We start from the raw sequence: 22,979 nt of genomic DNA, 5'->3' as shown, positions 1-22,979 counted from the left end.
CGCCGGCGCCTTTAATTCACTATTTAAGACAAACTGCCCAACAGCTACTCGCGAACTTACCGCAATAAGTAGCCGCCATCGACGGGAATCATGACCCCGGTCACGTAGTCTGAGGCGTGGCTGGCGAGAAAAATCATCGGTCCCATCAAATCGGCCGGCACACCCCAATCACCGCTGGGAATGTGGGCCGCAATTTCGGGACCACGCACGGGATCTTCCTGCAGGGACTTGGTCATGTCGGTACTAATATAGCCAGGGGCTAAACCATTGACTTGAATATTATCCTTGGCCAAGGCGTCGGCGTAGGCCCGCGTCAAGCCTAAGACGGCGTGCTTGCTGGCGGTGTATGGGAAGATGTATTTCCCGGCCCGGTAGGACAGCATCGAGCCGATGTTGATAATCTTACCGTGCTTCTGCTTCACCAAGACCTTGGCGGCCGCGTGCGCGAGGTAGTAGGTGGCATTCAGGTTGATGTCGATGACCTTCTGCCAATCCTCGTCCTTGTAGTCGAGGACGTCATTACGGATAATCACGCCGGCATTGTTGACCAGAATATCAAAGTGGTCAAATTCCTTCAGCGTGGCCGCGATAATCTTGTCGGCCGCGCCTGGTGCCGTGACATCTTGCTGGAAAAAGCCCACGTGTTGGCCATTTTTTTCGACGACCTGTCGAATCTCATCCCAACCATTTTGCGTCCGACTGACGACCATCACGTCGGCGCCGTAGAGGGATAAGGCGGTCGTGTAAAACTTACCGAGGCCCCGGGCACCCCCGGTCACGATGGCTACTTGACCCTTCAACGAAAAACTTTCACGATTAAAATCTGCCATTGCTGTCACTCCTTAATAATGCGCTTTCATTTTTAATTCTATCACCATTGTCCGCAAAGTAGAAAGGATCGATCAAGCCATAAAAATCCCGCTTCGGGACAGTGATGGCATCCTAAAGCGGGAGACAGATTTTCTTAATTTTCACGCTTAGGTCGTGCGTCATCGGTTGACTGGTGACGCAATGCCATTTCGATTTCTTCCAGCGACTTGCCCCGCGTTTCCGGAACCAAGTAGTGGACGAAGAACATGGACAGCACGGCAAAGACCGCGAAGACGGCGAACGGTCCGCCGACGTTGTTGTGGAAGTAGGCCAGCATCACCAGGAAAAATTGGGATACCAGAAAATTCCCAATCCAGTTGGCCGCGGACCCAATGGACGACCCAATCCCGCGGACACTGAGAGGAAAGATTTCTCCAATCGTGACCCAGGCAATCGGGCCCCAGGAAATGGCGAACCCGAAGATGTAGACGGCAATTAGAATCATGGTCGGGACGGCGGTCGTGTGAATGTCCATGGTGAAGTTCATCACGGCCAGGATCCCCAGCGAAACGGCCATCACAATCGACCCAAACATCAAGAACGTCTTCCGGTTGAATTTATCCATGATGAAGGTGGCCAGGACGGTGACGACGAAGTTCACAATCCCAATCCCCACGGAAATCCAGATGGCACTGCCCTCAGCAAAACCAAAGCCCTTGATGAAGACCTGTGGCAGGAAGTAGATGACGGAGTTAATCCCGACCAATTGCTGGAGCAACATGATCCCAACCGCTACAACCACGGCAGGACGGGCCACCGTAAAGAGTTCCTTCACCCCACCCTTGGGCTGGTTGGCAACGACCTTGATTTCGGCCAACTCTTTCTCGGGATCGTCGGCCGTATTCTGCCGCAACATCTTCAGCACGCTTAGGGCCTGGTCATTCTGGCCCTTTTCGGCTAAGAACCGCGGTGATTCGGGGAGTAAGAGACCGCCAATCAGCAGTAAGGCTGCTGGAATCAGGGCAGACCCCAGCATCCACCGCCAGTCGCGAACACCCAGCAGGTTGTGATTCAAGAAGCCCAGGTTGGACACGTAAGCCAACAGAATTCCCAACGTAATCATCAGCTGAAATAAGGTTCCTAGTGATCCCCGTCGTTCCGCAGGTGCCAATTCGGCTAAATAAGCGGGCGTTAGGGCGGACGCTGACCCTACGGCCAGGCCTAAAATAATTCGCGCAACCACCATGGACCAGAAGCCAATGGCCACCATGGATAGGGACGAGCCACTCAAGAATAGGATCGCCGCCAGAATCAGCAGGCGTTTTCGACCATACCGATCGGCTAACGGCCCCACGCCCAAGGCCCCCACGGAAGACCCGATGAGGACGGATGACGTGATAAAGCCCGTCTGCGCAATGTTAAGGCTAAAGTTACTTTCAATCAGGGGTGACGCACCCGAAATAATACCAGTATCAAATCCAAATAATAATCCCCCAAGCGCCCCAAACGTAAAGATAAAAAAGGTACTTAAATGTCGATTCATCTTGCAACCACCCTCCAATGATTATTGCGAAAAGCCAGCCATGTAACCGATTTCTTCAACCAGTGTACGCGTCCCCCTGCCGAGACGCAATCGCATAGCCTATGAAAATCATATGGAAAGAACTATTTAATTGATGTGGAAAATGAAAAGCCGTGATACCGGCTGGTTGCGCGGGTATCACGGCTTTATACGTTGCTCTAACTTAAACGGAAATTCATGACTTTTATGCCATTAAGCCACCGTCATCTTCCCATCCATAATGGCATAGGTCCGGTCCGCATACGCCCGCAGCCGCAGGTCGTGAGTTACCACGACAATCGCCTTGTTGTGGGCCTTAGCCAGATCATGTAGCAATTGCCCCACGACCTTGACGCGCTCGCTGTCCAGAGCCGCCGTGGGTTCATCGGCCAAGATAATGTCCGGATTCTGATAGAGTGCTCGGGCAATAGCCACTCGTTGCGTCTGCCCACCGGAAAGTTCGGCCGGATACTGGTTGACTAGTTGGCTAATCCCCAGCTGGTCGAGAAGGTTCCGCAACGCATCGGCGTTCAGATTACCTCGCGGTTTGACGCGATCGACTAGGGCAAACTGGTCCTTTACCGTCAGATACGGCACTAAGTTGTAGGCCTGTAAGATAAAGCCAATTCGGTTGAGCCTCAGGGCGTCACGTGCCTTACCGGGCAGCTGGTTGAGCACGCTCCCCTGGACCACGACATCCCCAGCGGTCGGCGTCTGAATCCCACCAGCAATCGTCAGAAAGGTACTCTTGCCGGACCCCGATGGCCCAATTACTAGACTTACCTCGCCCGCCGCCGCGGTGAAGTTAACATCGGTCAGGACTGTGACTTCATTATTGGCGTGGCCAAAGGTTTTGGTCACGTGTTTGACTTCCAAAACTGCCATTGTCTAACCTCCCATCACGCTGACCGGGTCAACGTTTAAAATCACCTTCACTGGAATCAAGGCCCCTACGACCCCGGTCAGTAGGATGCCGCCGGTCACACCGGCCAATAGGGGTAAATTAAAGCTCATCGGCACACCCGCCGGCAAGGCCAAGACCGTGGCGAACGTTAACGCCGCCCCAAGCGCAAGGCCGCCTACGACCAGAATTAACGCCTGACTGATGGTCGTGGTGACCAGCACCTTGACGGGAATCCCCTGTGCCCGCAATACCGCGTAATTCGGTAACTTTTGCATGGTTAAAATGTACAGGAATACGGCAATCACCACCATTGCAATCATCATCAGAAAACCAATCATGAAGGTAAAGGTCGTGTTCTGCGCCGAATAACCGGGTAACTTGTTTACAAATTGACGCATGGTCAGTGCGTTCAGTCCACTGACCTGTGGCTTAAAACTGGCGCGGTCCGATACAATCCCACTGGCCTGAAAGTCAGTGGTAACGTGGCTCAACGTCCGCCAAGTGCCGAGTGACCCATAAATCACCGGGGCCACACTCAGCTTGGCATTGTGGGTGAACCCGACGATTCGATAGGTCGTCGCAGTCGAATTCAGCGTGATGCGGTCACCCAGCCGATAGCCGTTGGTTTTAAAGCTATCGTCGACCATGACTTGGCGTGCATTCAGCGGCTTATGACCACGCGTAACCGTCACCCGGCGATAAATAAACTGGTTGGCGTTGATCCCCAGAAATTGGGCGGATAATTTGGGTTGTCCCTTGGCCTTCGCTACGACACCGGCTTGGCCAATAGCGGCCTCGTGACTGGTCATTTTCGCCTTAGTCGCCGCGTCCTTGGTGATTAACGATTGCGACAGGCTATCGTTGGCGTCCGCGTTTAGAACAATCTTGCTTGCCCGCCAGGACGAAATGGCCTGGGTGTTTTGTTGGGCGAGGCCGTACGCTAGGCCACTGAGCACAAAGACCAGGTAGGTGACCAACACGATCATCCCGATAATCAGACCGTAACGTAACTTCTCGTGGCGAATCTCTCTTAAGGCTAGAAACATGGTCAGGCCTCCTCAGGTTGGAGCGACTTCAGCGTGGTCTGCAGGCGCGCACAAACGGCGGCCTCGTCAGCGGGCTGTAAGAGAATTTCCTTAATAGCCGCATGGCTCAGCACCATTGCCGCCCAGGCCAGCGCGGGCAGCTGCGGCGCTACCGGGGGCGCCGGCAAGAGACTTTCATTCTCCGCGTAATGGCGGCGAATGAAGGCATAGTATTGGCTGTCATTGATCTGGTCGACAAAATCCACGACGCCTTGGTAAATTCGGTCAGCGTCAAACGTCTGCCGCGCGTCTCCGCCGGCATCACGGTGAATCTCACGTAACGCCACCTGATAGAGATACTGGTAGGCATCGGTCAGATCGGCAAAGTACTTGTAAAAAGCGCCGCGAGCAATTCCGGCGGTTGTCACGATTCGCGCGACCTGAGCTTCAGCCAGGCTGTGCGCAGAAAATTCGGTTAAAAGGGCTGCCGTGACGCGGTCCTTTTTTTCAGCTGATAAATGGTCAAACGTCGTTGAAGGCAATGAAAAAACTCCTCTCTTGAGTAAAGTGACACCATGTCACTGACAAGGAGCTTACCACGTAGGTGACACGGTGTCAACTTTTGAATTCAAGTGTTCACTAAAAGATGCAGCTTACCCGTATCAAGGTAAGCTGCATCTTTACTGGCTTAACATTTCGACTAATCTTCGACGGCGAGCTTCTTCGGCTCCCCAATCACCCAGTGACCGAGTAACGCGACGACCAGAAAAGCCGCGGCCACGCCACAGACACCCAGCCAACCGGCGTGGGTCCACGACCAAGTCGCAGCCAAGGTTCCAATGGCGCCACCCAGAAAATAACTGAACATGAAGACCGAGTTATTCCGGCTACTGAGCTTACGGTTCAGCGACTGCACAATCGCCTGATTGGAGACCTGACTGAACTGGGTTCCCAGATCCAGTAAAATAATGCCCAAGATCAGACCAATCATCCAGTGACCCACGAACCAGAAAATGACGAAAGCGATCCCGGAAAGGGCCATCGACAAAGTAATCGTGAGCCGCGGTGAACGTTGATCGACCAGGTTGCCAATCATCGGCGCCGCCAGCACCCCCGCAATTCCCAGCAATCCCAGTAAGCCGGCGACATTACTGCCAAGATGGTAGGTCGCGGCCAGATAAAAGGCCAGCGTCGACCATAGCACATTGGACATTCCGAACAGACAGAAGCCATTGATGGCGGACCCACGCAAGGCCCGCTGACTCGTGAACAATTTAGGCAACATGCCAATCACCGACCAGTAACGCAGATTCTGATGGCCCCGCGCGTCTTGCGGCAATTGATAGTGCACAATAGCCAGAAAGATGAGGTCAATGCCCGCGGCAATCAGATAGATGTCCTGCCAAGGCATAATGCTTCCAAGCAGACCACTAAACGACCGCGACAATAAAATCCCCGTCAACAGGCCGCTGAGCACAATCCCGAGCACCCGACCACGCTGGAGGGCCGGCGCCAGGTAGCCAGCGTAGGGAATAATAATCTGCGGGGCGACCGAGGTAATCCCCACCAAGGCCGTGGCAACCGCAAAGACGCCGGCGTTGGGCGCCCAAAAGGCTAATAATAACGAAAAAATAGAGAGGATCATCATAAATTGAATTAAATGATAGCGATCGAAGATGTCCCCCAACGGCACGATCAGGAGTAGGCCAAACGCGTATCCCAACTGCGTGACCATGGCCAACGTCCCTACCGTCGCCTTAGAAATATCAAAGTCCGCGGCAATCAGATTCTCAATGGGTTGAATAAAGTTTAAATTGGCCACGATAACTCCGGTGACCACTGCCATGAGTAGAATTGTCCGCTTGGACAGTGTTGCGTCTTGTGTCTTCACTTAAAAAACCTCCTCCCAGTAGTTTAGGCCATTTTCATGAAAAAAGGAACACGCCATCGTATTTTAGAAATTCCGTGAACCGTTTTCATTGCGTAAATCGCAACGACCGTTTTATTAATTTCGCATATAGAACTGACTTTCTCGACAAAAAGGCCGTGATTACTCACCGCCTCATCAGGCTATTCAGTTAGCCCACAATCCGCCGAACATTGTGGTTAAACCGGGGCTTCCAGTGGGGATCATTCAGACTGAAAATCCCGACTCCACCCGTATCGGCACTCGGGGAGTCGTGTAAGAAGAGCTTGTTGCCTAAGTAAATCGCCACGTGGCCGTTTTCCCCTCATCTACTAGGTTTCGTGACCAAGTAAGCGTTCTTTTCATTTATTTTCAAAATAAGCCTTACAAAATGAAAATAAACATGGTATGCTAACAACTCGTGGGAAATACAAACGAGGAGCAACACAATGCCTAGAAATTTTAAAGAAGAACTTTTATTCACCGCCGTTATGGCTGGACTTATGGTCCTGGTCATGGCTGGCTACAACATCGCCCTAACCGACGGCTTTTCCCATCACTTCATTCGTGAAGTCCTCATGGGTTACCCGTTGGCCCTGCTGGTCGCCGCAATCTGCGACCTGGGCATCATCGGCCCTAGCGTCAAGGCCATCTTTTTCAAATTTATCCTGAATGACTACATGAAGAAAAAACAAATTCGGATCGCCCTGACCATCTCTTGCATGATGGTCGTCGGCATGGTCACACTGATGTCCCTCTTCGGTATGATTGTGACCCAGAACTTCGGTGGGAACTTCCTCCTAACGTACCTGCACACCTGGATCTTCAATCTATTCATGGCCTTACCTCTCCAATTAATTGTGGTAGGTCCCGTTGCCCGGGCCGTCCTGGGCTTCGTCCAAAAGAAGACGACCCCGGCTACCGAAAACCTAGAATCAGAACCAGTCGAAGATTAACCTAACTAAACGTCGCCGCTACCACTCAGTAGCTGCGGCGTTTTTTCTTTCCATAGCCCCACGCCTGTGGAACCCAAATAAACGCCTGCCTCGAGTTGCCTCGGGACGGGCGCTTATTTTTGCTCCGACTAAACCAACGTTACATTTCCCGCGACACACCTCACTTACGTTTCCGTGCCTCGCGATCCGCCTGAATCATCTGCCGCACCCAGCGCTGGGAATAATCGTATTTGCGTGTGAGTTCCGCCAGGTTGTGGCCATCGTACTCCGCCACCTTATCGCGGTTATAGAGGCGCATGGGAAATGAGATCTGCCGTCCCCGATACAATTCATACACCTTTTCCGTTAAATATTCCCCCAGCAATCCATACGGCTGAGCGTACGACTCCTGTAATAAATCCATTGACGTGCCAAGTTCCTCCTCATTGCTATTGCTTTACATCATTAATAGCGTAGCAAACGTGTAAGGCGAGTAAAAATGTGAACCGCTTTCAACTATTAATGAGGGATATCTTGTATTATGCTTTTCTCTCTGCAACTTTCTTTTAGTTCAACCCCTGGAAGCCCTGAATTTTACGCACCCAATCACCGACTGCAGACACACCATCTCTTGTATAATTCCTTTTTATTGCAAGACAGACTACCTTATTTCACGCGTTTGGCGTAAGATTAAAGGCGTTAACTAGCCTACATAAGGAGTCGATTCGGATGAAACATCATTGGAAATTTGGTTTTGTGGCCGGCCTCATGCTACTTTTGCCTTTAGCACTGGCCACCACGACGGTCACTACCGCCAACGCCGCTAGCAAGACGACCACGTCTAAAACGGCGAAGAAAGCCAAAGCTAAGGCTAAACCCAAGGCCAAGAAACACTACCTCATCGTCATGGGTCACGGTGCCGGAGATCCCGGTGCCCGGGGCAATGGGACGACGGAGGCCACGTTCTTACGAAAGCACATGCTCCCGCAATTACGGAAATACGCCAAGAAGGTTAAGGGTAGCACCATCACGTTCTACAATCCCAAGAAGAACCTGGTCAGCGATACCCTCTACCACCACAAGGGGTCATACAAGATTAACAAGAAGACCACGGTCATCATGTTCCACCTGGACGCCCCAGCCGGTCACGGTGGTCACGTCATCATTCACAAGAAGCACCCGACGAAACGGGACAAGCGTCTGGCTAAAGTAATCAAGAAGTATGTCGGCCTGAACAGGGCCTACAACGGCTACAGCTACCGGACCAACCTGCGGAATTGCAACGTCTTACGTCGGCGCGGAATCGACTACAGTCTGGTCGAATCCGGCTTCATCACCAACAGAAATGACGTCAAGCACCTCAAGAAGCACATGGCTAAGATTGCCAAGGCTGACATCGAAGCCATCACCAACGAGCATATCAAGTAAGCTTTAACTATACCCGACTGTTCGCCAAAGTCTGGGCTGGAACGCTGGGGAAGGATCGGAGCGAGCCTAAGAAACGGTCTCACTCCTCGCTTGGAACCACCAAGAACCGGCGTTTCCAAGACACCCATCTATGACTGGTAACCCCACCAGTTATAGATGCTCCGGCTGAGTCCAGATGTGGCTCACTCACGGCTACGGTCGACTGGTATTGACAATTTGCGTGGTACTAGGCAATTGTCACCATTAAGTTGTGTGCATTACTCTCGTTAGCTCCGTTGCGCTTAGCCGGAGGAGGCCAGGGATGGAGCCAGCCGTGCACGTGAAGTTAGTTGCTGTTTCTCAGGCAGCTTACTTCACTGGACGATCTTGGAGACTTGCGGTTTGGGCAAGACTTCAAGTCGAGGTAAAAGACCGCCCTATGGCTTTTACCGGTCCCACAGCAGGCGGAGTCCCTGGCAGCCGCAGGCGAACCCACCAACGGTAAGGCGACCACGGCCACACTGCTAACTTCTAAAGGACCATCAATAATAAGACCTGTCGCTAACTGCGGGCAGGTCTTATTTGGTGTGTATTTAATTCGGTGATGCAACGAATTCGCGATTTAGTAAGCCCTTTCTTTGTGATGCCACCGGCAAGCTGGTATGGTAGGCTCAGGTGAATAGGTTTCACACAAGTTTTCCCCCTGATTACTCACCTATTGGAGGTACCACAAGTTATGACAAAAACCGTAATTGTCCTCGGTGCCGGCTCTGGCTTCGGACTCGCGATTGCACGGGCCTTCAGTCAAGCCGGCCACCATCCTATATTGGTCGCTCGGAATGCACAGAAGCTCCAAACGATGACGGAACAGCTCCACACCGCGGGACTGGCCGCCGATTGGATTGCCGCGGACGCGACTAAGCCGCAAGAAACAGCGCATATGTTTCAGCAGGTCACCCGGCAGTTCGACCATCCCCAGACCCTCGTTTATAACGTTGCCGATACCACGTTGGATGGGCCCTTAACCACACCAACGGAAACGATCAGCCAACGTTTCGACGCCAACGTCCTCGGCGCCATCACTGCTAGCCGCCAATTTCTCGAGCTCGCACCCACCGATATCCCCCGGAACATTCTTTTTACCGGTGGCGGTGCGGCGCTCCATCCCGACAAGACCACGACGACCCTGTCATTGACCAAGGCCGCCCTGCGAAGTTACGCCCTGTCCCTCGCCGATGACCTTCAGGGAACCAACACGTACGTGGGATTGATTACCCTTCAAGGCATCGCCGACATGAATGAAGCCATGCGCCCCGCTAACGTCGCTCAAGTCTACGTAAAAGCCGTTAATACGCGCAGTACCGCGGAGATTTTCTATCCCGGTACCACCGCTAACTCCCCCTCAGAATTTGATCAACTTCGCCAATTAACGGCCGACCCCCAAAAATTTCAGGCTTTCTTAGCGGCACACCCGCGCGCAGCAACCTTTATTCAGAATCATCCGGAATTTTTAGCGGATCACGATCCCGTCTAATTCAATTTAGTTTAGAAAGTTTGTTGCAAATCTTTAAAAAATCGCTCGGCATTAGTCGCCCTTGACCTTTCGTGATTTTTATCGGGCGATTACCGGGCGTTTTATTGTGAATGCGTTTGCAATCTCGATAAAAATGAATTATAACAATGTTGAGTAATCAAATAAATACGCGTGTTTAGTTTTGATTATGTTTTGCTCATATTGTAACAATCTGTGATATTTTTTCGTTTACTACCCAGATTTATTCTGATGTTTAAACATTGACCAATGATAATTGGGAAAGGAAGTATTTCGCATTATGACACAGAACTCTGTCGCATTAAAACATTATCAAATGTACATTAACGGTGAATTCAAGGATTCTTCATCCGGCAATCTGATCACCGTCATCAATCCAGCTACTGGTGCCCCCATCTCTACCGTTCCAAGTGCAACGCTAGACGAGACGCGGGAAGCCATTGACGCCGCCTATGAAGCACAAAAATCCTGGAAGAAGGTTCCCGCCGCAACCCGGGGCCAATACTTACATGATGTCGCGACCGAAATTCGGAAGGATTCCGCTCACCTAATTGAAATGCTTCAAGAGGAACAAGGTAAGATTAAGTCATTAGCCACCACCGAAATTCTCTTCTCCGCTGACTACTTCGACTACATGGCTAGTGCTTCACGGACTTACGAAGGTGAAATCTTACAATCCGACAACGCTAACGAAAGCATCATGATTGATAAGCAACCAATCGGTGTCGCTGCCGGCATCTTGCCTTGGAACTTCCCATTCTTCCTGATCGCGCGGAAGATGGGGCCAGCTTTGGTCACTGGGAACACCATCGTCATGAAGCCAAGTACCGATACACCTAACTTAGGTCTAGAATTCGGGAAGATCTGTGAAAAGGTCGGCATTCCTAAGGGTGTTGTCAACATTGTCACTGGACCAGGTGCCGTTATCGGTGATGAACTTTCCAAAAACAAGAAGATTGGGATTATCAGTTTGACCGGGTCCGTTAACTCTGGGAAGCGGGTCATGGCTGCGGCAGCTACGCACATGGCCAAGGTTTCACTGGAACTCGGTGGTAAGGCCCCTGCTATTGTCTGCAAGGATGCCGACATTGACTTGGCCGTTCAATCCATCATTGACTCACGGGTCGACAACAACGGGCAACTTTGCAACAACTGTGAACGGGTTTACGTCCAAGAAGATATTGCCGATGAATTTACGAAGAAATTGGCTACCAAGATGGGTGAAGTTACCGTCGGCGATCCAATGAAGCACGAAGATATCGGTATGGGTCCTCTGATTAACCAAGCCGCCTTGGATAAGGTATCTGGCATGGTTGACCGGGCCGTTAAAGCCGGTGGCAAGCTTGAAACTGGTGGGCACGTTGTCAAGATTGCCAAGGGCTTCTTCTTCGAACCAACGGTCATCAGCAACGTCAAGCAAGACTCCGAAATCGTTCAGGACGAAATCTTTGGTCCTGTACTGCCAGTCTTGACCTTCAAGACGTTGGATGATGCCATTGAAATGGCTAACGACAGCGACTTCGGTTTGACCTCTTCCATCTTTACCGAGAACTTGGACAACGCAATGCGCGCATCCAAGGAACTCGAAGATGGTGAAACGTATATCAACCGGTTCAACTTCGAAGCCATGAACGGGTCTCACTCCGGCTGGAAGGAATCCGGTATCGGCGGTGACGACGGGAAGCACGGGATTGAAGAATTCCTGAACACTCACGTTATCTACCTGCAAGGCCATCCTGAAAAGGCCAACGGCTAATCATACTGTTGAAAAAAGATAATTCGCTGGAGAATTATCTTTTTTCCTGTGACTGTGAAATCAACTACAGAATCCCCACTGCGAATAAAAAGACCGCAACTGGCCGTAAAGCTGGCCGCAGTGAGGGTTCTGGTCACACCAACGGAATGTAATCTTTCTGTAAGCGTTTACATTAGCCGAATTGTGTGTGATAATTAACATGTATTAGGACATAAAATTTTAAACCGAGGTGCCAATAATTATGAAGATTAAAGCTGCAGTTGTTGATAAGCAAAATGCTGATTTTGAAATTCGTGATGATGTTGAACTGGCTAAGATGGGCCCGGATGATATCCAAGTCCACATGGTTGCCAGTGGGATTTGCCACTCCGATGAAGCGCTCCGTACCGGGGTTGCCGTCATTGACTACCCAATTTTTTTAGGGCATGAAGGCTCTGGGATTGTCGAAAAAGTCGGCCCAGAAGTTACCCAATTCAAGCCTGGCGATCACGTAGTTCTGAGTTTCTACGGCTGTGGGAACTGCAAGAGCTGTTTGAAGGGGATTCCAACCCAATGTGAAAACTACGCCGCCAACAACCTGTCCGGTGTTCGTCCTGATGGGACCGCGCACTTCACTGAAAATGGGCATGACGTGGCCGACATGTTCGACCAAAGTTCCTTCACTTCAACCACGGTTGTTCGGGAACGGAATGCCGTTAAAGTCGATAAGGACCTCGACTTACGGGGCTTAGGGCCTCTGGGTTGTGGCTACGTTACCGGTTCTGGGACCGTTCTTAACACGTTGAAGCCAAAGCCTGGTGACACCATCGCCGTCTTCGGGACCGGTGCCGTTGGGTTGGCTGCCATGATGGCCGGCCGGATTTCCGGTTGCACCAAGGTTATCGCTATTGATATCGTGGACTCACGGCTGAAATTGGCCAAGGAACTCGGCGCTACCGATACCATCAACAGCAATGACGTTGACGATGTCGTCAAAGCCGTTCAAGACTTAACTGGTGGCTTCGGGGTTAACTACGCCGTGGATACGACTGGTGTGGCTAGTGTCATTTCTAACTCCATCAGTGCCTTGGCACAAGGTGGGACTTCCGCAGCTATCGCCGTTACCAACCATCACATCGACTTGGATACCTGGAACGACCTCTGTGTCAACGACAAGAGTGTCATCGGGGTTAACATGGGGGACTCCATTCCTCAAGTTGATATTCCACGGTTGATTGAATTCAGCAAGTTGGGCATGTTTGATTACCAAAAGACTGAAAAGTTCTACAAGTTCAGTCAAATCAACGAAGCCAACGCTGACTCTGTTTCCGGGAAGACGATCAAGCCAGTCTTAATCATTGATGAAGACTACGTTCCTGGCAAATAAACACTGACGCTTAAATTCTTCGAGAAGTGGGTAATCCTGTGAGGTTACCCACTTTTTTGTGGTCAACTGAAGGTTGAAAGCCAGAATCCGTAATGTGACAAGAATAATATCCATTATAATAGTCGCATACTGGCCGCCTTACCGTTCGCCAAATTTGGTCTGGATCGCGGTGGGCAGGACGGAAAAAGCCAAGGGGCGGTCTTTTCCCTCGCTTTGAGCCGTCAGCCCGCGTCTCAAAGACGCCAGTTTCCAAGCAGAACACTTGGAAACTCCCACGGCTGAGACCAAATTTGGTTCACTCACGGCTACATGAGGAGCATCCAATTAAGCTGCCACACCAGCGATGTCACCGCACGATCAGTGGTTTTCAACCAGCGTAACCGGAGGTAGCCAGAGATGGAGGTAGCCGTGACAGCGGTGTTAGCTGAGCATCAGCTTACAGCGCGGGACGAGTTTGGAGACTGGCGAATTTTGCTAATCTCTTTAAACCGAGCCAGAGGACCACTTCTCACTACGAGATTGTAACCGACTAAAACTAACGTCATGAGTCACACCATGACTATGGTCTACCCATTATGCCTGAAGCGAACGGCAATAGCCAGAACAATCGTTTTGCCCGCTTAGTCGTTGTGTGGTGCAGTCACTACCATGCGAAATTTTATCTCTAATTAATGAATTGACCCCTTCACGATAACCCTCTAAACTGAAATTAGAACTCATTGAGGAGGCTTCGCCATGGCAACGCGTCAAGAAATCTTTGGTTATATCGCTAATAACTACGCTGCGTCACCCGTCTATACGTTTAAGAAATTCCCACACTACGCCACCTTTAAGACCCCCAGTGGCAAGTGGTTTGCGCTAGTGATGAATGTCCCACAGAATAAATTAGGACTTTCTGGAACCACTGAGACCGACGTGATTGATGTCAAAGTCGATCCAGAACTCGCCAGTATCTTGCGGCAAAAGCCCGGCTACCTACCGGCCTACCACATGAATAAGGAACACTGGCTAACGGTGGTGCTCAACGACCAGACCGATCCGCAGACACTCAAGCAGTTGATCGATGATAGCTACAATCTGGTTAATTAATAATTAGTTATTAATTACTAACTTGAAGACAAAAATAAATTCAACTTTCTAGTTGACACCCTCGGTTAGCGGGGGTACACTAGCCTCAATTCAATAAATCGTCCGAAACAAACCATTGAGGTGGAGATCAAGATTATCGTGCACGTCAAGAGAGCCGTCGTTGCTGAGAGTACGGCCGAACGCAGATAGTTAAATGGACCACCGAGGGCTTCCTCGAAATTTTTAGAGTACGGGAAGACGTGCGACATACGTCAGTTGTCAGGGAAATGTTGGTTTCCTGTGGAGAGGGATGGGGTCCGTCTATTTGACGACGACCCATCTAATTAAGGTGGCACCGCGGTTAAAACCGTCCTTAACACATTGGCTGTTGAGGACGGTTTTTTGCATATTTTTAGAACCGAGGAGGAACCCCACATGATCAAACGATGGCAAAACTCACTGATGACACTAACCCAGACCCTAACTAAATTTGGAGGAATTCATCATGAGTTTATTCGAGCACAAGAAAGCCTTATTACTCTGCACCGGAATCGTCTTAATCGGCGGCATCTTCGCCGTCACTGCGCACTCGAAGACCACTAAGACAGCCACAGCGCAACGCTTAAATCTTTACCAGACCGCCACGATTTCCAGCCTAGACGTCTCTAAGATTACCGATAATATTTCCAGCAACGCCCTCAGTCAGGTCGGCGAAGGTCTCTACCGGCTCAACGCCAATAGTGAAGCCGAGAACGCCCTCGCCACTAAGACGACCATCACCGATCACGGTCACCAATACACCATCAATCTCCGGCACGATGGCAAATGGAGTAACGGCGATCCGGTGACGGCGCAAGATTTCGTTTACTCCTGGGAACGGACGCTGAACCCCAAGTCCAAGTCGGAGTTCACCTACCAATTCGCCAACATCAAGAATGCTAACGCCATCGCCGCCGGAAAGAAGTCGCCATCGACTCTCGGTGTCAAGGCGGTCGGCAAGTATCAACTGAAGATTACGCTGAGTCAACCGGCCTCCTACTTCAAGAAGATGCTGGCCAGCACGACCTACTACCCACTGAACGAAAAGGCTGTCAACAAGTATGGCAGTAAATACGGGTCCTCCGCCAAAACAACCGTCTACAATGGGCCGTTTACCCTGACCAACTGGAGCGGGACGAGCGATAACTGGACGTTAAAGAAGAACCCCCACTACGCCGAAAAAAAGACCGTTAAGCTGCAGACCATCAACTACAAGGTCATCAAGGACAGCACCACGGCATACAACCTTTACCAGTCTAAGAAGCTCGATCAGGTCACGTTGAGCGGTGAACAGACGACGCAAAATAAGAACAACCCCGATCTCAAGTCATTAGCCGCCGGACGCATCGGCTTTATTCAATACAACGAGCAGAACAAAGTGGCCGCCAATCAAGACCTACGCACTGCCATTTCACTGGCCATTAACCGCCAACAATTGGCATCCAAAGTCTTGAAGAACGGCTCACTGCCTGCCAAGACATTTGGCGTCCACAACATGATGAAGAACCCGAAGACCGGTGCTGATTTCACCGCCGACGCCTACACCAAGGGCACCGTAGACTACGCCCCAACGCAGGCTAAGCAACTGTACCAAAAGGCCTTGAAACAACTGGGCAAAAAGGCCGTCACGCTGACCATCACCTGCGGCAACGATGACGCCAGCCAAAACATCGCCGAGTTCGTCCAAAGCGCCATCACCAGCAAGCTGGGCGCCAAGGTAGAGGTCCGAGCCATGCCATTTCCATCCATGCTTAGCAACGTCTCCAAGGGCAACTTCCAGCTGAACCTGACCAGCTGGGGCATGGACTTCGCCGACCCGATTCAATCGCTCCAGATTCTTCAATCGACGAACAACTCCAACATGGGGCACTACGACAGCAAGACCTACGACGCCGCCCTCAACGCCGCTGAAGGCACCGATGCTCTGAACAAAACGGCGCGCTACCAAGACCTGGTCAAGGCCGCCCAAACGGCACTCAAGGATCAAGCCGTCACGCCGCTCTACGAAAGTCGGACCAGCAGTCTGGTTAATCCGAAGGTCAAGGGTATCGTCTACAACAAGTTCAACGGTGACGCCGACTACCGGAGTGCTTACGTGGCGAACTGATGGTATGGACTGCGCTCCAGCTCATATTGGGCGAACGGTAAGGCTGCCAGTAATTCCTCGTCTAAAATTCACAAGGGTGCCCCGTTGCAGTGGCGGTCAAAAACGGTATAATTAAATTAGCAACTTAATTACGCGTTTTCATAACTCGGGTCGGCCGCTGAAAGCTTTAACCTCGGTACTGCCTTAGGGTTTGAACGTCATAGAAAGGTCTCAGAAGTTATGGAGAGTCAATCAGACAAAACACCATTACGGCATGACCATTACCCCGCCACCGCGGCAGAGTACGAGGCAGAACTTACCGAAACGGAAGCCGAGTTCGAGGAGCAACTAGAAGAAGTCGAAGACAAGGTGCACGGCCAAGTCCAACGTTACCTGTTATTCGGGGCGTTAACCGTCGTCGTTAACATCGCACTGTTCTATTTCTTATCCCACACACTGGGCATTGAATACCAACTGGCCAACTTCATTGACTGGATTCTGGTCGTTCAAGGGTCCTTCTGGCTGGACCGGACGTTCGTGTTCAAACACAAGTCCAATACCCCATTTCGTGAAATGGGTACCTTCTACAGCACACGGATCGCAACCTATCTGATTGAATTCGTCATGTTGTGGCTAGGGATTTCCGTCATTGGCGCCAACGGCACGATTACCAAGATTATTGGTCACGCGGTCGCCGTTACCGTTAATTACTTCCTATCCATGAAGGTCGTTTTCAAACACAAGCCAGCTAAAGAAGAAACGAACAAGTAAGTTAATTTAAGCGGTCATCTCGCTGGAGACGGCCGCTTTTTTATTTCGAATGAAAGTTGGAACGTTCTATGTCACTTTCCCTGCTCCTCACCAGCATCGGCATCTTCTTCGTCACGGATACCGATGATCTCGTGGTGCTGCTTCTCCTGTGGCTGGCCGCACGCAATCGCCGGCAAGGTCACGCGATCATCATTGGTCAATACCTCGGTATCGTGACGTTGATTGCCGCATCCTGGTTCGTCAGCCGCGGCGTCCTCCACTTTAATATCGCCCACTGGACCCACTGGCTGGGCCTGGTACCCTTCTTGCTGGGGATTAGCGGCCTGGTCTCCTGGTGGTCAACTCGGCACCGCCAGCCGGCGCTACCCCCCCTCGCCCGCACAGTCAGCCTACCGGTCGTGTGGTCGCTGACCATCGGCAACGGCGGGGACAACCTCAGCATCTACATCCCCTTCTTCACGCGATTGACCGTGGTAGAGTTCGGAGGCGTCCTGATCGTCTTTCTCCTGATGATTGGCCTATGGCTCCTGATTAGCCATCGGTTAGCCCGTTCGACCACCGCCACCGCCTTCTTTGCGCGGTTTGGCGCCTGGCTGTCGCCAATGCTCTTCATCGCGGTCGGCCTGCTGATTCTCTTTTAACCTGTTTCACGTGAAACAAAACGGTTCGCCACGACAATATTGTGACGAACCGTTATTCTTTTCAGTTTACCAGAACAACTGGCCGGCCTGCCAGAGGAGGTAGCCCCCGTAGACCATGACGACAATTCCGGAAAGAATGTTGACCCACAGCATTAACTTCTGTGGCAGACGTTCCTTTAAGAGGCCCAGGATCAGCGTGATCCCGGCGAACCAGATGGCGGTGGCGGTAATCACCCCGGTAATAAAAGGAAAGACTTCGCCATCGGCCAGCGTGCTCCGCAGAGCCCCAAACATCAGGCTGGTATCGATGATTGCCTGAGGATTAGCCCAGGTTACAACCCACGCGTTGACCAGCGACTTGCCCATCGGCATGACCTGACTGGAGCTCGCCAGCCGGAAGCTACTGGCTGACCGCAAGATACCAAACCCAATCCATAGGACCAAGATGCCCCCCAACAACATAATGATCAATTTCACGGTCTCGTGGGCGCCAATCAACGCCCCCATCCCGAAGAAAGCCGCCAACGTCAGCGCCGTATCCGCAAACCAGACCATCACCGCAACGATTCCGGCCCGCGACAACCGCTGATTAATCGCGTTGTTAAAAACAAATAAATTTTGCATCCCGATTGACGAGACCAGCGCGATACTCAACAGTAGCCCGCGGAAAAACATCGACATAACCACCCAATCCTCTCTTTTTATACTAATTTACCAATAATACACCATCTGAATGAAAAAAGCAGCCCCGAGATGAGCTGCTACGTCCCGTAAATCTTAATTCTCTTCCTTAGATGAAGTCGTGGCCCACAAAGCCAGTCTTATCCGCCGCCGTGATGGGCCGAATGACCTGACAGGGATTGCCCGCCGCAATCACGTTGGCGGGAATGCTGTGGGTGACGACGCTGTTGGCGCCGATGATGGTCCCGTCGCCAATGGTTACGCCGGGCATGACGGATACGTTAGCGGCCAGCCAGCAACGATTGCCAATCGTGATGGGCTTGGCGATACAGCCCCCCGTCTGCCGTTCAACCGGATCAAACAGGTGATTGCTGGTGTATAGGCCGACGCGCGGACCAAAGAGCACGTCATCCCCAATTGTAATCTTACCGCCATCGAGCATCACCACGTCATAGTTGGCGTAAAAGTTGCGGCCCACGTGAATGTTGGCGCCGAACTCACAGCGAAAGTTGGGATTGACCACCGGATCGGCCCCGGTACTCCCCACCAACGCCGTGAAGAGGCGCGTCCGTTCGGCCGGATCGTCGGTCGCGTTGAGCGCGTTGGTCTTAGCCGTTGCGCGGTCCCGCGCCGCAATCAATAGCGGATCTAAGTCGTCGTACGGTTTACTTGTCGCCATGTAGGCGAATTTCTCCTGTAAGTTCATTAGCCACACTCCTTTTAATTTTAATCATACAAGTTCTGAAAATCAGTATCAACCGTCCCCTTCAGCGCGTATAATAAGAGCCAAACTAGACTTACAGGAGGATTACTATGAGCCGTGATCACATCATTTTTCAAGCCAGCGTTACCGACGAGGGACATCCGCAATTATCCTTTACCCCGGACACGCCCCAGTATGCCGACGACCAGACCATGCGGGATTTACTCATGCTGACGCTACAGGCCACGCAGGACGTCTTGAACATGTCGGACGACAACTTCGAATTCTTAGTCAATGACGTACTTGCCGAATCCCAAGAACGGCGACAGGAAAACCTACTCAAGCCCACGGATACGGTCAAATTAGTCATGAAGAATCTGCTCACTAATCAACGGGAAGACTTTACGATTACCGTCGGCGACCTGCAGGACCTAACCAATACGGAAGACGTCATCACTATTACGACCAAGACGCTCACACTTTCCTTCATTGCCAACGATTTGTACAAACAGATTAAGAAACCTTTGACTAAAGAGGAGGCCACCCACATCCCCGAAGCATTGGGGATTGACCACGTATTGTACGCCTACAAGTCTAGCCTGGAGGGCGTCAGCCAACTGATTCAGTACGCCCAGGCCCATGACTGCTACACGGAGCTCTCGGACGATGACGATATTTATGACGAGGACGCCCCCGATACACCTGAAGAATTCGAGAAGTTTATGGAACAAGCGTATGGCGACCTTCACGATGGTGGGCAGTCCAACGTGATTCCCTTTCCAAAACACTAATGACGTACACAAGAGTTTGAGCGTTGATCTCAAGCTCTTTTTATTTAGTCCCCACAGTGCCGGAATCTCTGGCAGCCGCAGGTGGTGTTGATGACTAGTTTTATGGCGATAAACTAATCCTCTAACGTCCCGCGCAACACGGCCAGCACCTGCTCCTGAGTGGGCGTCAAGACGTGGGAGGCCCGGTAGGCGATGCTGGAAATGAACTCGGGTTGCGCGTCGTCCAATAAGTCCAGTCGCACCACGTCAACGCGGTGTTGATCGACTAGCCCGGGAAGGTAGGTTACGCCAACATTCTCGGCCACGAGATTCATGATGATGTGGGTATCGCGGGCTCGGAAGACCGCCTCCGGCCGAAAATGGTTACGGCGGGCCAACTGATTGAAAGCCGCGTTGGTAATGAAACTATTATTGAAGAGTACGAACTTTTCCCGCCGTAGCTCGCTAAAGTAAATCCGTTTGCGAGCCGCGAGAGGGTGTGCCGCCGACACAAAGATATTGAACGGTTGCCGGTCAAATTCCTCAGCCACCAGCGTCTTGTACGACAAGGGCTCGGTGGACCCCAGTAACGCTAAATCCACTTGCCCCTCACGTAAGGCGTTGCGCAGTTGAATCGAGCCACCCTCCACCGTTTCAATATTCTTCAGCATGCCGCGGTCCTGGAGATGGGCGGCCACGCGAGGAAAGTAATGGTTTTCGATAATCGGTGGTAAGCCCAGGACGGTCCGTTGCTGAGTGATGTGGGTAATCTCCTGATGCGCCAGATCTAGCTTCTTCAGGATCGCCGCCGCGTGAATCGCTAGTTGCTGCCCACTGGCCGTCACGGTAAGATCATTGTGGACGCGATCACGGAGAAAGAGCTTCGCCGCGAACTCCGTCTCCAGCCGCTTGATGGCGGTGGTAATTGTCGGTTGGGTCACGCCAAATTCTGCGGCCACCTGCGAAAAGTTTTTCAATTTAATTAAGCGGTCGAAATAGGCTAAGTCTTTGGTATTCATTTTGGCATCCCCTTCTGACAGTCTTAGTAGGCCTATTATAAATTGTTTTTATAACAACTGCCAGATTTGACTATACATTTAACGACCGTCTATAGTATGACTTGTAAAGTTAATCATGAACTGGAGGGAACTATTGATGAAATCCACAGCTTCAATCTTAAATAATCCATTTTTAAACAAAGGTACTGCCTTCACGCAAGCCGAACGCCAAGCCCTCGGCTTAGTCGGAACGCTGCCAAGTCACGTCCAAACGTTGGACGAACAAGCCACCCAGGCTTACGCCCAATTCCAAAGCAAGCCCAACAACCTTGAAAAGCGCATCTTCTTGATGACCTTGTTCAATGAAAACCGGACGCTCTTCTTCCGCTTGATGGACGATCACGTGGTTGAATTCATGCCAATCGTCTACGATCCAACGGTCGCCGATTCCATCGAAGAATACAGCCACCTCTTCACCGATCCACAGAACGCCGCCTTCATCTCCGTCGATGATCCCGACCACATCGAAGAATCCTTGAAGAACGCCGCTGACGGCCGCGATATCCGTTTAGTCGTTGTAACCGACGCCGAAGGAATCCTCGGCATGGGCGACTGGGGCGTCAACGGGGTCGACATCGCCGTGGGTAAATTGATGGTGTACACCGCTGCTGCAGGGATTGACCCTGCCCAAGTGCTGCCCGTTAGCATTGACGCCGGCACCAACAACGAAGCCCTTCTGGCCGATCCTCTCTACTTGGGCAACCACCACAAGCGGGTCTACGGTGACCAATACTATGATGTCATCGACCGCTTCGTAACCGCAGAACAGAAGCTATTTCCAGAATCACTCCTGCACTGGGAAGACTTCGGGCGCTCCAACGCTCAGGTCATCCTCGATAAGTACAAGGATAAGATTGCTACATTTAACGATGATATCCAAGGAACTGGGATGGTCGTTCTCGCCGGGATTCTGGGCGCTTTGAACATTTCCAAGGAAGACATCAAGGACCAAAAGTTCGTGACGTTCGGTGCCGGAACGGCCGGCATGGGGATTGCCAACCAAATCCTGGATGAACTGCAACGGGCCGGCCTCTCCGAAGACGAAGCTCGCAAGCATTTCTACGCGGTCGATAAACAAGGCCTGTTGTTTGCCGACACGCCGGACCTGACCGCTGCTCAGAAACCATTCACCCGCGATCGCGCTGAATTCGACAACGCCGATGAGCTGACGACGCTGGCTGCCGTGGTCAAGACTATTCACCCAACTGTCTTGATTGGAACGTCTACACAACCGGGCACCTTCACGGAAGCCATCGTCAAGGACATGGCCGCCCACACGGAACGGCCGATCATTTTCCCGCTGTCCAACCCAACCAAGTTGGCTGAAGCAACTGCTGCCGACCTGATCAAATGGACGGATGGCAAGGCGCTGATCGCCACCGGGATTCCGGCCGGCGACGTGGACTACCAGGGGACGACCTACCACATTGGCCAAGGCAACAACGCCCTGATGTACCCCGGCCTGGGCTTCGGTTTAATCGCCGCCAAGGCCAAGGTCCTAAATGGAGAAACGCTCTCCGCAGCTTGCCACGCGCTGGGCGGCATCGTCGACACCACCCAACCCGGTGCCGCTGTGCTTCCTCCCGTTTCACAACTGACGGAATTCTCCCAAAAGTTGGCCGAAATCGTGGCGCAAAGTGTCCTCGATCAGAAGCTCAACAAGGAACCTATCGCCGATGCCAAGCAGGCCGTGGCCGACATGAAGTGGACGCCCGCCTACAAGACCATCGACTAGTCCGATCTAAAAAACACGCTTGAAGCGGTCTTAACTGTTTCCAGACAACTGAATTGCAAGCCCATCTGTGCCAGCAGGAGTTGGTCATCATTCATTCCTGCTGGCACAGTGCGTCATGACCAGTTGTACCCGTTTTAATCGTGTGCCAAACAATATTTTATCGAAACAAACAACCTAATTAACCAAATTCATGTGAAAGAAGGCC

At 51.7% G+C, this 22,979-nt stretch carries 22 protein-coding genes; 11 read left to right on the top strand and 11 right to left on the bottom strand.

What is annotated here, in order from left to right:
• Nucleotides 1-56: 56 nt before the first annotated feature.
• The 7 genes from KB236_10255 to KB236_10225 form a co-directional block, all read right to left on the bottom strand.
• A complete protein-coding gene (locus KB236_10255) occupies nucleotides 57-830 on the bottom strand; it encodes an SDR family oxidoreductase (GenBank protein UIF28897.1) in 774 nt (257 codons plus the stop codon).
• Nucleotides 831-964: 134 nt separating this feature from the next.
• Nucleotides 965-2,353, bottom strand: a complete 1,389-nt coding sequence (locus KB236_10250) for a sugar porter family MFS transporter (GenBank protein ID UIF28896.1) — start codon at nucleotides 2,351-2,353, stop codon at nucleotides 965-967.
• 231 nt (nucleotides 2,354-2,584) lie between these two features.
• Nucleotides 2,585-3,256 (bottom strand): ABC transporter ATP-binding protein, encoded by a 672-nt coding sequence (locus KB236_10245; protein UIF28895.1) that lies wholly within the window; start codon nucleotides 3,254-3,256, stop codon nucleotides 2,585-2,587.
• A 3-nt stretch (nucleotides 3,257-3,259) separates the two neighbouring features.
• A complete protein-coding gene (locus tag KB236_10240) occupies nucleotides 3,260-4,321 on the bottom strand; it encodes an ABC transporter permease (GenBank protein ID UIF28894.1) in 1,062 nt (353 codons plus the stop codon).
• A gap of 2 nt (nucleotides 4,322-4,323) precedes the next feature.
• Nucleotides 4,324-4,842, bottom strand: a complete 519-nt coding sequence (locus tag KB236_10235; GenBank protein ID UIF28893.1) for a TetR/AcrR family transcriptional regulator — start codon at nucleotides 4,840-4,842, stop codon at nucleotides 4,324-4,326.
• Nucleotides 4,843-5,000: 158 nt separating this feature from the next.
• Nucleotides 5,001-6,146, bottom strand: a complete 1,146-nt coding sequence (locus KB236_10230) for an MFS transporter (protein ID UIF30349.1) — start codon at nucleotides 6,144-6,146, stop codon at nucleotides 5,001-5,003.
• Between the two features lie 232 nt (nucleotides 6,147-6,378).
• Nucleotides 6,379-6,516 carry a hypothetical protein gene (locus KB236_10225; protein ID UIF28892.1) on the bottom strand — a complete coding sequence of 46 codons (138 nt, stop codon included), beginning with the start codon at nucleotides 6,514-6,516 and terminating at the stop codon, nucleotides 6,379-6,381.
• A gap of 139 nt (nucleotides 6,517-6,655) precedes the next feature.
• On the opposite strand from KB236_10225, the gene KB236_10220 reads away from it, so the two are divergent.
• Nucleotides 6,656-7,162 (top strand): DUF2798 domain-containing protein, encoded by a 507-nt coding sequence (locus KB236_10220; protein ID UIF28891.1) that lies wholly within the window; start codon nucleotides 6,656-6,658, stop codon nucleotides 7,160-7,162.
• Nucleotides 7,163-7,322: 160 nt separating this feature from the next.
• Here the strand turns inward: KB236_10220 and KB236_10215 are convergent, their stop codons facing one another.
• Nucleotides 7,323-7,565, bottom strand: a complete 243-nt coding sequence (locus KB236_10215) for a Mor transcription activator family protein (protein UIF28890.1) — start codon at nucleotides 7,563-7,565, stop codon at nucleotides 7,323-7,325.
• 305 nt (nucleotides 7,566-7,870) lie between these two features.
• Here KB236_10215 and KB236_10210 point away from each other — a divergent pair, with 305 nt between their 5' ends.
• The 8 genes from KB236_10210 (at nucleotide 7,871) to KB236_10175 (ending at nucleotide 17,827) form a co-directional block, all read left to right on the top strand.
• On the top strand, nucleotides 7,871-8,569 hold the full coding sequence (locus tag KB236_10210; GenBank protein ID UIF28889.1) for an N-acetylmuramoyl-L-alanine amidase: 699 nt from the start codon (nucleotides 7,871-7,873) through the stop codon (nucleotides 8,567-8,569).
• A 715-nt stretch (nucleotides 8,570-9,284) separates the two neighbouring features.
• Nucleotides 9,285-10,082: an SDR family NAD(P)-dependent oxidoreductase gene (locus tag KB236_10205; protein UIF28888.1), complete on the top strand. Its 798-nt coding sequence runs from the start codon at nucleotides 9,285-9,287 to the stop codon at nucleotides 10,080-10,082.
• Between the two features lie 298 nt (nucleotides 10,083-10,380).
• Entirely contained in the window at nucleotides 10,381-11,856 is a 1,476-nt protein-coding gene (gene aldA / locus KB236_10200; GenBank protein ID UIF28887.1) for an aldehyde dehydrogenase, read from the top strand.
• A gap of 241 nt (nucleotides 11,857-12,097) precedes the next feature.
• Nucleotides 12,098-13,222: an NAD(P)-dependent alcohol dehydrogenase gene (locus KB236_10195; GenBank protein ID UIF28886.1), complete on the top strand. Its 1,125-nt coding sequence runs from the start codon at nucleotides 12,098-12,100 to the stop codon at nucleotides 13,220-13,222.
• Between the two features lie 735 nt (nucleotides 13,223-13,957).
• Nucleotides 13,958-14,311, top strand: a complete 354-nt coding sequence (locus KB236_10190; GenBank protein UIF28885.1) for an MmcQ/YjbR family DNA-binding protein — start codon at nucleotides 13,958-13,960, stop codon at nucleotides 14,309-14,311.
• A 484-nt stretch (nucleotides 14,312-14,795) separates the two neighbouring features.
• Complete coding sequence (locus KB236_10185; GenBank protein UIF28884.1) at nucleotides 14,796-16,436, top strand: peptide ABC transporter substrate-binding protein; 1,641 nt, start codon at nucleotides 14,796-14,798, stop codon at nucleotides 16,434-16,436.
• A gap of 219 nt (nucleotides 16,437-16,655) precedes the next feature.
• Entirely contained in the window at nucleotides 16,656-17,186 is a 531-nt protein-coding gene (locus KB236_10180) for a GtrA family protein (GenBank protein UIF28883.1), read from the top strand.
• Nucleotides 17,187-17,254: 68 nt separating this feature from the next.
• Entirely contained in the window at nucleotides 17,255-17,827 is a 573-nt protein-coding gene (locus KB236_10175) for a cadmium resistance transporter (GenBank protein UIF28882.1), read from the top strand.
• A 66-nt stretch (nucleotides 17,828-17,893) separates the two neighbouring features.
• On the opposite strand, the gene KB236_10170 is transcribed toward KB236_10175, so the two are convergent.
• Together KB236_10170 and KB236_10165 are read right to left on the bottom strand one after the other, a co-directional pair.
• Nucleotides 17,894-18,508, bottom strand: a complete 615-nt coding sequence (locus tag KB236_10170) for a LysE family transporter (protein UIF28881.1) — start codon at nucleotides 18,506-18,508, stop codon at nucleotides 17,894-17,896.
• Between the two features lie 109 nt (nucleotides 18,509-18,617).
• Nucleotides 18,618-19,214, bottom strand: a complete 597-nt coding sequence (locus tag KB236_10165) for a sugar O-acetyltransferase (protein UIF28880.1) — start codon at nucleotides 19,212-19,214, stop codon at nucleotides 18,618-18,620.
• A gap of 107 nt (nucleotides 19,215-19,321) precedes the next feature.
• On the opposite strand from KB236_10165, the gene KB236_10160 reads away from it, so the two are divergent.
• On the top strand, nucleotides 19,322-20,002 hold the full coding sequence (locus KB236_10160) for a hypothetical protein (GenBank protein ID UIF28879.1): 681 nt from the start codon (nucleotides 19,322-19,324) through the stop codon (nucleotides 20,000-20,002).
• A gap of 113 nt (nucleotides 20,003-20,115) precedes the next feature.
• Here the strand turns inward: KB236_10160 and KB236_10155 are convergent, their stop codons facing one another.
• Nucleotides 20,116-21,000: a LysR family transcriptional regulator gene (locus tag KB236_10155; GenBank protein ID UIF28878.1), complete on the bottom strand. Its 885-nt coding sequence runs from the start codon at nucleotides 20,998-21,000 to the stop codon at nucleotides 20,116-20,118.
• Between the two features lie 115 nt (nucleotides 21,001-21,115).
• Between KB236_10155 and KB236_10150 the strand changes: the two genes are divergently transcribed.
• Nucleotides 21,116-22,774, top strand: a complete 1,659-nt coding sequence (locus KB236_10150; protein ID UIF28877.1) for an NAD-dependent malic enzyme — start codon at nucleotides 21,116-21,118, stop codon at nucleotides 22,772-22,774.
• Nucleotides 22,775-22,979 lie beyond the last annotated feature (205 nt).

The sequence above is a fragment of the Levilactobacillus brevis genome (assembly GCA_021383565.1).
GTDB lineage: Bacteria > Bacillota > Bacilli > Lactobacillales > Lactobacillaceae > Levilactobacillus > Levilactobacillus brevis_B.
The sequence above is the reverse complement of the archived record's forward strand: the minus strand, read 5'-3'. Positions and strand labels throughout refer to the sequence as shown.

Coding starts and splice junctions, on each gene's coding strand:
- KB236_10255 (UIF28897.1), bottom strand. CDS start 830: ATGGCAGATTTTAATCGTGAAAGTTTTTCGTTGAAGGGTCAAGTAGCC.
- KB236_10250 (UIF28896.1), bottom strand. CDS start 2,353: ATGAATCGACATTTAAGTACCTTTTTTATCTTTACGTTTGGGGCGCTT.
- KB236_10245 (UIF28895.1), bottom strand. CDS start 3,256: ATGGCAGTTTTGGAAGTCAAACACGTGACCAAAACCTTTGGCCACGCC.
- KB236_10240 (UIF28894.1), bottom strand. CDS start 4,321: ATGTTTCTAGCCTTAAGAGAGATTCGCCACGAGAAGTTACGTTACGGT.
- KB236_10230 (UIF30349.1), bottom strand. CDS start 6,146: ATGGCAGTGGTCACCGGAGTTATCGTGGCCAATTTAAACTTTATTCAA.
- KB236_10220 (UIF28891.1), top strand. CDS start 6,656: ATGCCTAGAAATTTTAAAGAAGAACTTTTATTCACCGCCGTTATGGCT.
- KB236_10215 (UIF28890.1), bottom strand. CDS start 7,565: ATGGATTTATTACAGGAGTCGTACGCTCAGCCGTATGGATTGCTGGGG.
- KB236_10210 (UIF28889.1), top strand. CDS start 7,871: ATGAAACATCATTGGAAATTTGGTTTTGTGGCCGGCCTCATGCTACTT.
- KB236_10205 (UIF28888.1), top strand. CDS start 9,285: ATGACAAAAACCGTAATTGTCCTCGGTGCCGGCTCTGGCTTCGGACTC.
- aldA (UIF28887.1), top strand. CDS start 10,381: ATGACACAGAACTCTGTCGCATTAAAACATTATCAAATGTACATTAAC.
- KB236_10195 (UIF28886.1), top strand. CDS start 12,098: ATGAAGATTAAAGCTGCAGTTGTTGATAAGCAAAATGCTGATTTTGAA.
- KB236_10190 (UIF28885.1), top strand. CDS start 13,958: ATGGCAACGCGTCAAGAAATCTTTGGTTATATCGCTAATAACTACGCT.
- KB236_10185 (UIF28884.1), top strand. CDS start 14,796: ATGAGTTTATTCGAGCACAAGAAAGCCTTATTACTCTGCACCGGAATC.
- KB236_10180 (UIF28883.1), top strand. CDS start 16,656: ATGGAGAGTCAATCAGACAAAACACCATTACGGCATGACCATTACCCC.
- KB236_10175 (UIF28882.1), top strand. CDS start 17,255: ATGTCACTTTCCCTGCTCCTCACCAGCATCGGCATCTTCTTCGTCACG.
- KB236_10170 (UIF28881.1), bottom strand. CDS start 18,508: ATGTCGATGTTTTTCCGCGGGCTACTGTTGAGTATCGCGCTGGTCTCG.
- KB236_10165 (UIF28880.1), bottom strand. CDS start 19,214: ATGAACTTACAGGAGAAATTCGCCTACATGGCGACAAGTAAACCGTAC.
- KB236_10160 (UIF28879.1), top strand. CDS start 19,322: ATGAGCCGTGATCACATCATTTTTCAAGCCAGCGTTACCGACGAGGGA.
- KB236_10155 (UIF28878.1), bottom strand. CDS start 21,000: ATGAATACCAAAGACTTAGCCTATTTCGACCGCTTAATTAAATTGAAA.
- KB236_10150 (UIF28877.1), top strand. CDS start 21,116: ATGAACTGGAGGGAACTATTGATGAAATCCACAGCTTCAATCTTAAAT.